The following is a 6,235-nucleotide window of genomic DNA, read 5'->3' as shown; positions in this document are numbered from 1 at the left end:
TCGTCAGGCTGACCCATTGGAAAGAACAAAAAGATTGGACGGCGGAAAGGGCGTTACAAAAAGCCACCGGCGGCATCCGGAAAGCTCAAGGGAAATCTCCGTTTTCCTCTTGACATTTCTTATCATGGATGTCCCCGATTTTCGATATGCTTCTTCAAATTATATGGCATTCATTTTTGCATCAAGCTGATCGAGCCGCTGCAGGGTTGTTGCCTTAAAGGATGCTATTTGTCCGGTCAGTGCGTCAGTATTCGGCAGGCTATTCTGCAGCTTGTCAATCTGTGCTGAAATATCCGAGCGGACGGAGGCAATTGTTTTACGCACACTGCTTAAGATTCCTACGGCATTGTCAGTGATAGTCTTTAATTGCCCCGACAGGCTATCCTTGATCGCGGCAGCCTGCGCTTCAATCTGAGAACTAAATGACTGAATGGTACTCCTGAGATGTGTGCCCTGCTCTTCAATTGCCGACCGGACAACATTGATATTATGGCTAATTGTGTTTCGCGCGCTTGAAACGCTCTCTTGAATTTGTGCTCGCGCGTCGGCTATGCCTTCCGTTGTTGAGGATAGTGTATCATTAACGCTGGCTCGTATGTCCTGGAGCGTTTTTCTGATGCTCTCCACAACCATGTCCACCTGTGATTCAATCGCGGTGCGTAGTGCTTCAATCTGGTTAAGGGCCGCTGTTTGCAGCTCTTCAATCTGCCTGGTCGCGGTTGATATAAGCTCGTCAATCTTTGCACTCACCTCGTTTACCTTATCATCAATGGTCTTCAAGAGGGTATCGAACTGTTCCGATATCTGGTCGGTAAAATCCTGTATTTTTTGCGCGGCCTGCGTGCTGATTGTGTTGATTTGCTTGCTGATTTGATCCCCGATCTGCTTTATCTGATCCCCGGCGCTCTTGGCGATTGATTCGATCTGGGAGGATATCTGGGATACCACATTCTCTATGGCGCTAACGGCAGGCGCGACAAGCATTTTAGGCAGGTTTTTTGTCGGAATAGCGTTCAGCATATCCATCATTTTATCAAGGATCGATGTCAGGGTATCCATAAACGTTTTGAACTTCTCCTGGAGCTTGGCAAGCTCTGTGCGGACAGTCTCAAAGGTTGTCAGCACCATTGTTTTAAACTCATTAATCCTGCTCTGAATTGCCGCGATTGTCTGCCGGGCGGCGTTAACTGTTGACTCGACACTGGCGCGCAAGCTTTCAATCGTCTGGTTTATTTGGTCGGCAAGCGTTTCCATCGCCAGGGTCGCAGCTTCCACCTGTTTGGATATTTCCTGCTCAACCTGATCGATCCGGTCGCGCATAGACTGTATTTGCGAGCGCAATGGATCTAGGGTATTCTGAACGGTTTTATCCAGGGCGCTGATCGGCGCGCTGATGCCGGCGCGCAGGGTTTCAACGGTACCGGTAATGTGTGATTCAGATGTCTTAACGTCTGCAGTAAGCGGATCCACACGCTGCGTTATCTGTTCCCGAATGACCTGCACTTTCCCTCTGAATTCCTCGATTCTGTTGTCTACTTCTGAGTGCACTCGGCCGCTCTGGGTCTCAAGTGTCGATTGCAGGGAGTCAAGAGGCTGTAAACCGCTTGTTTCAAAGGTATTCAGCCGCGATTTTACGGCGTCTGTCTGTGACTGAAAGCTTCCGGCAATTGCCGAAAGAGTTGTTTCAATTGAATCGCATAATCCCGAAATATTGTTTCGAAGCCCCGTGATTCCCGATGCAATCCCCGCCTGTGTCGTGCGGATATCAGCCGACAGTGACGCGGCCTGAGGATTGGCAGCCGCCCTGGTAAGCATGGCTTCACACCTGCCGCTGACTTCGCTATTAAAAGATTCAAGCTCGGCGAAAAGCGGATCAACCCTTCCGCGAAGCTCGCCGGAAATTCCTTTGCACCTGCCGTCTATCTCCGGGCTCAGCGATTCGATGTCCGCCTTAAGTCCTTGATACTCGGTAAGAAGGCTCCCGCGAGAGGAGGCAATATCTCCCTGCAGCGCATCTATTTGTGACCAAACGCCCATGGGCATTTCTCCTGTTTGATTATATATATCTACACATCAGTATTTGCGGCATTCGACTGTTATTTTTTCAGTTTCATGATTTCTGCTTCAAGTCCGGAGCAATTGGAGGTTACTTCAACAGGAATCGAATCAATGTCCTTCCTGAGCGTCTGAAGCTCCTGAACAACCGCTGAACTGAGCGTTTCAATCTCAGCTTTGACCGCTGCAATTTTCGACTGAATATCACTGCTGAATTCCTCAATATCCGCAGCCAACTGATCAAGCTTTGTCCTTAAAATACCCATTATCTGTCCCCGTGCTGTGTAAACGATGAATCGGATTCAGGATTGAAAAATACTCATTGTGAATATAGTTAACCCAAATAAGGCAATTACAAACCTATTTTATCTCTGAGTTCTTTGGCGAGTGCTGTTACCTTTGACGTTAATGCACCGCTTTTTTGCGATAGCTGTGACATAACTGCTTCTATCCTGCCGGTAATCGCGGATGTTTTCCCCGTAATCGCCGCATCCATCGCCTCAAGCGCACCCTTCGTGCGGCTCACTGCCGCGTCCATTTCAGCAACCGTAGCGCTGCTCGTGGATTCATAATCACTTTTAATCCCGTCCTTTGCCCCCAAGACTTCCATGGAACACTTTGTCATGGCCGCGGCGACCTTGGGGGTGACATCGAATACCTCTTCGGTACCCGGCAGAGATTCATCTTCCTTTACTTCGAAGACGATTTTTCCCTCTTCCATTGTAACGATCCCGGTGTCTTTTCCATGGATGCGTTTTGTGCTGAAAACAGGTTTGCCGTCAACGTATATATGATTAATGGAAATGTTTGTTTTTTCATTCTTTCCCATGAGAAGATGATCACCCTGGGTATCCATAGGCAGGCGTACGTCTGAGCCCCAATCCAGATACCGGTTAATCTCGGCCCGGTCAAAATAAAGGTCAACAAGCACCCGGGTGTTTTTGTATGCAGGGAAATAAAAATGCCCCGTCAACTGCCGTGGTTCATAAGGGACGGGGATGGTTTTATTCCATAATGGCACGAATACCCGGTAACTTTCCTGTGTAGTATTTCCGGCATAAAACTGGTAGGTTTTGTCCTTGTCCTCGCCCATCTCACTTACAATTTTTCCTTCGACGCTCAGGGGATAGCGGGGCAGCGTAAAAGCAGGCAGCGACACACCTGTTTCTTCCTTCAGTTCAAGGGACGCTGTCATGTCGCAGGCATAGGTGGTAAAAAGGGTTCCCCTGTCGTCGTCACGGCCTTTTTTTTCGGAGGCGCCGGTAAGACGGATTGTGCAAATCCGGTAATCCTTACCATATGCGTAAATCTCCTTGCTCATTTCAGCTTCCATAAATCCGATGAATACGCCCGGATAAAATGGAATCAAAGGAAACTGCCGCAGTTCCAGCAAGAGCTCATGTTTCCGGGATTCCAACCTGGGGCGCTCCCGATTGGCGTCTTGAACAAGGCTTGCCTGCACCTCCCTCCTCACCAGGAGGTCTCTTCGCAGATCGTTGGTTGCCAGGGTATTGGGAAGCGGGATTTTAAGCGGATTTTCGGAATATGCATTGAGCACCCGAACATTATGCCTGCATGGTTCGGGCATGTGTAAAGAAAAACCGGCAAGATCGTTCAGGCGAACGTACTGTTCATCACCATCAACCTTTTTATTGTTCCCTAAATGGTATGTCTGATGTTGATTATCATAGGTGAATACGCCGTTAAAAGAGCGGACATACCAGATGAGAAAATCATAAAAGCTGCTCCGGACCTGATCGTTTCCGAGCCCTAAAAAAATCATCGGTTGCTTCTCATTCAGAGGCGGCCAGTTCATCTCAAGTGATATTCCCTCAGGGATCTGGGCCTTTATGACATCTTCCATAGAAGCGTCAGCGTAGAGCACCGTCGGAAAGTGCTGAGTCCACAGCACACGAGCGGCATCCTGAAATTCAATTTTGTAGTATCGAATGTAGACGGGATTACCGGTAACCCCGGAAAAGGTTGTCTCGCGAAATGACTTTCCGGTTACGAGCCCTTTGACGATAAGAGGTTCGGGAGCGGGCTCAGGCAGGTTGTGCACTCCTTGCATCGAAAGCCGGGCCTCAATTAAATCCGGTTTCGTAAAACAGAGAAACATACTATCTTCCTCCGTATCACTATAAACCCGGAATTCGGCCTGTGCTTCAAAACCGTAAGGATATAAGCTGACCCGGAAATCCGTAATATCCCCCCCAGGAATGTTAAAGACTTCGTTTTTTATTGTCAGGTACAGCGTTAACTTTAATGCATCACGAAACATATTGTCCCTCTATCCGCCCCATCGCTCTAAAAAGCACGTGCTTTGATAAGGACACCCTTCCGGCGTTATGAAATATAGGTGAATGTCTTCTTGCATGTCAAGACAATTTGAGTACAGAATGGAGTGGGTTCTGCTGTCCGGTTTCCGAATGACACGAGAGGAAATTATAAGAGTCTCTGTTATTTGTAAGGAGGCGCCTCGATGTATCCCCAATATCGCACTAATTTCGACTATTTACTCTTGACACACGATATTGTTTTCCTTATACTTCCCACACAGAATAGCGGGTTCTTTGCAAGTACATTTGATGAACTCGTAAAATGTCAAAAACCATGTCACCCTCACCTTCATCCTCTCCCATCAAGGGAGAGGAACTCTCTTTTCCCTCCCCCGGTGGGAGGGATGAAAGGGAGGGGGTATTTTCGTAGTAATGACAATTTGAGACGAAACCCGACTTTTTACGAAACCGTCACTTTTTAATATCTTAAGAACAATTCGTGTTTATATGAAAATTCTGTTTCTGGAAATTGATACCGAGCAAACCTGGGCGCTGGCTTCGGTCGGGCCCGCCTTTATTGCATCCTATATTCGAAAGCACGGGCATGACGCATCCCTGCTGAGGGTTCAGCCCGATTGCGAATTTCAGGATATAATCCGCGGTATTGAAAAGGAATCGCCTGACATTCTTAGTTTTTCTCTTACGACAAGGCAGTGGATAAGGGCCGCTTCACTAGCTGGTGAAATCCGAAGAAACCTGGATATTCCGATAATCGCAGGCGGGCTTCATCCGACGTTTGCCCCCCTCTCCGTGCTGGAATCCGGAGTCTTTGACTATGTATGCCTGGGGGAAGGAGAAGAGGCAGTCTGTGAAATGCTTACGCACCTGGAAAAGGGCGAAGACATCCGCGCCGCAGGGATTCCCAATATATGGGTAAAGGGTTTGGGGCGACCTGAAATCCGCCCGCCTGTATCGGTTGATCATCTGCCTTTCATGGCCCGTGACTTACTGGATGAAACGCACGGCGTGGTCCATATCAGCACCATGCGGGGGTGCCCCTTTCCCTGTACATACTGCGCCGGAGGCGCCATCGGCCGTCTCTATAATGACAGGGAATATATACGGCGAAGATCGGTTGACGACGTCCTGGGAGAGCTGCGGCACATCCGCAAAAACGCCCCCATAAACTATGTTATTTTTCTGGACGATACATTTACGGTGAACAGGGGCTGGGTGGAAGAATTCTGCACGGCGTACGGACGGGAAATCGGTACAGACTTTTCCATAAACGCCCGGGCGGAAACCGTAAGCCCTGATATGATAACCATGCTGGCACAGGCCGGCTGCAAGCACATCATATACGGCGTGGAAAGCGGGAGCAGGCGCGTCCGGGAGGATATCCTGAAGCGGCCCGGTGACAACAGGCAGTTTATCGATACCTTCAGGTGGACCAAGGAGGCCGGTATGCTGGCAACCGCCAACTACATGATCGGCATTCCGGGAGAGACGTCGGAAGATATCGAACAGACCCTTGCCCTGAATGACGAACTTGCACCGGATGATTTTGGCTACTTCGTGTTCTACCCCTATCCCGGAACCTTTCTTTTTGAGATATGCCGTGAGAGAGGATATCTGCCGGAAAACTACCAGGCTCTCCCCGCCAACAACAGGCGGTCGATTTTAAAACTACCCGACCTGACGGGGGATGAGATCGAGGACTATTATACGGTATTTACCGATGCTCGCGAAAAAAATTACCTGAAACGATACGGCAGCGCTTATAATGAAGCACATAAAGCCATTGCGATCAAAAGTTTCAGAGACAGCGCGGATACCGGGTAGGATCGATCAGTCATTTATCCTTGACACACTCCTTACTTTTCCCTACACTCCCCACACAG

Annotated in this window: 4 protein-coding genes; 1 reads left to right on the top strand and 3 read right to left on the bottom strand. The window is 48.9% G+C overall.

Going from position 1 to position 6,235, the window contains the following annotated elements; all coding sequences use genetic code 11:
* Positions 1-159: 159 nt before the first annotated feature.
* From NTW12_12760 to NTW12_12750, 3 genes are all read right to left on the bottom strand, one after another.
* On the bottom strand, positions 160-2,037 hold the full coding sequence (locus NTW12_12760) for a hypothetical protein (protein MCX5847205.1): 1,878 nt from the start codon (positions 2,035-2,037) through the stop codon (positions 160-162).
* Between the two features lie 59 nt (positions 2,038-2,096).
* The gene (locus NTW12_12755; GenBank protein ID MCX5847204.1) at positions 2,097-2,321 is read right to left on the bottom strand and encodes a hypothetical protein; all 225 of its coding nucleotides are present in this window, start codon (positions 2,319-2,321) and stop codon (positions 2,097-2,099) included.
* An 86-nt stretch (positions 2,322-2,407) separates the two neighbouring features.
* A complete protein-coding gene (locus NTW12_12750) occupies positions 2,408-4,336 on the bottom strand; it encodes a hypothetical protein (GenBank protein MCX5847203.1) in 1,929 nt (642 codons plus the stop codon).
* Positions 4,337-4,841: 505 nt separating this feature from the next.
* On the opposite strand from NTW12_12750, the gene NTW12_12745 reads away from it, so the two are divergent.
* On the top strand, positions 4,842-6,176 hold the full coding sequence (locus NTW12_12745) for a radical SAM protein (protein MCX5847202.1): 1,335 nt from the start codon (positions 4,842-4,844) through the stop codon (positions 6,174-6,176).
* Positions 6,177-6,235: the final 59 nt, after the last annotated feature.

Source organism: Deltaproteobacteria bacterium (assembly GCA_026388545.1).
GTDB lineage: Bacteria > Desulfobacterota > Syntrophia > Syntrophales > UBA2185 > JAPLJS01.
Note: the sequence above shows the minus strand (reverse complement) of the source record. Positions and strands in the feature narration are given on the sequence as shown.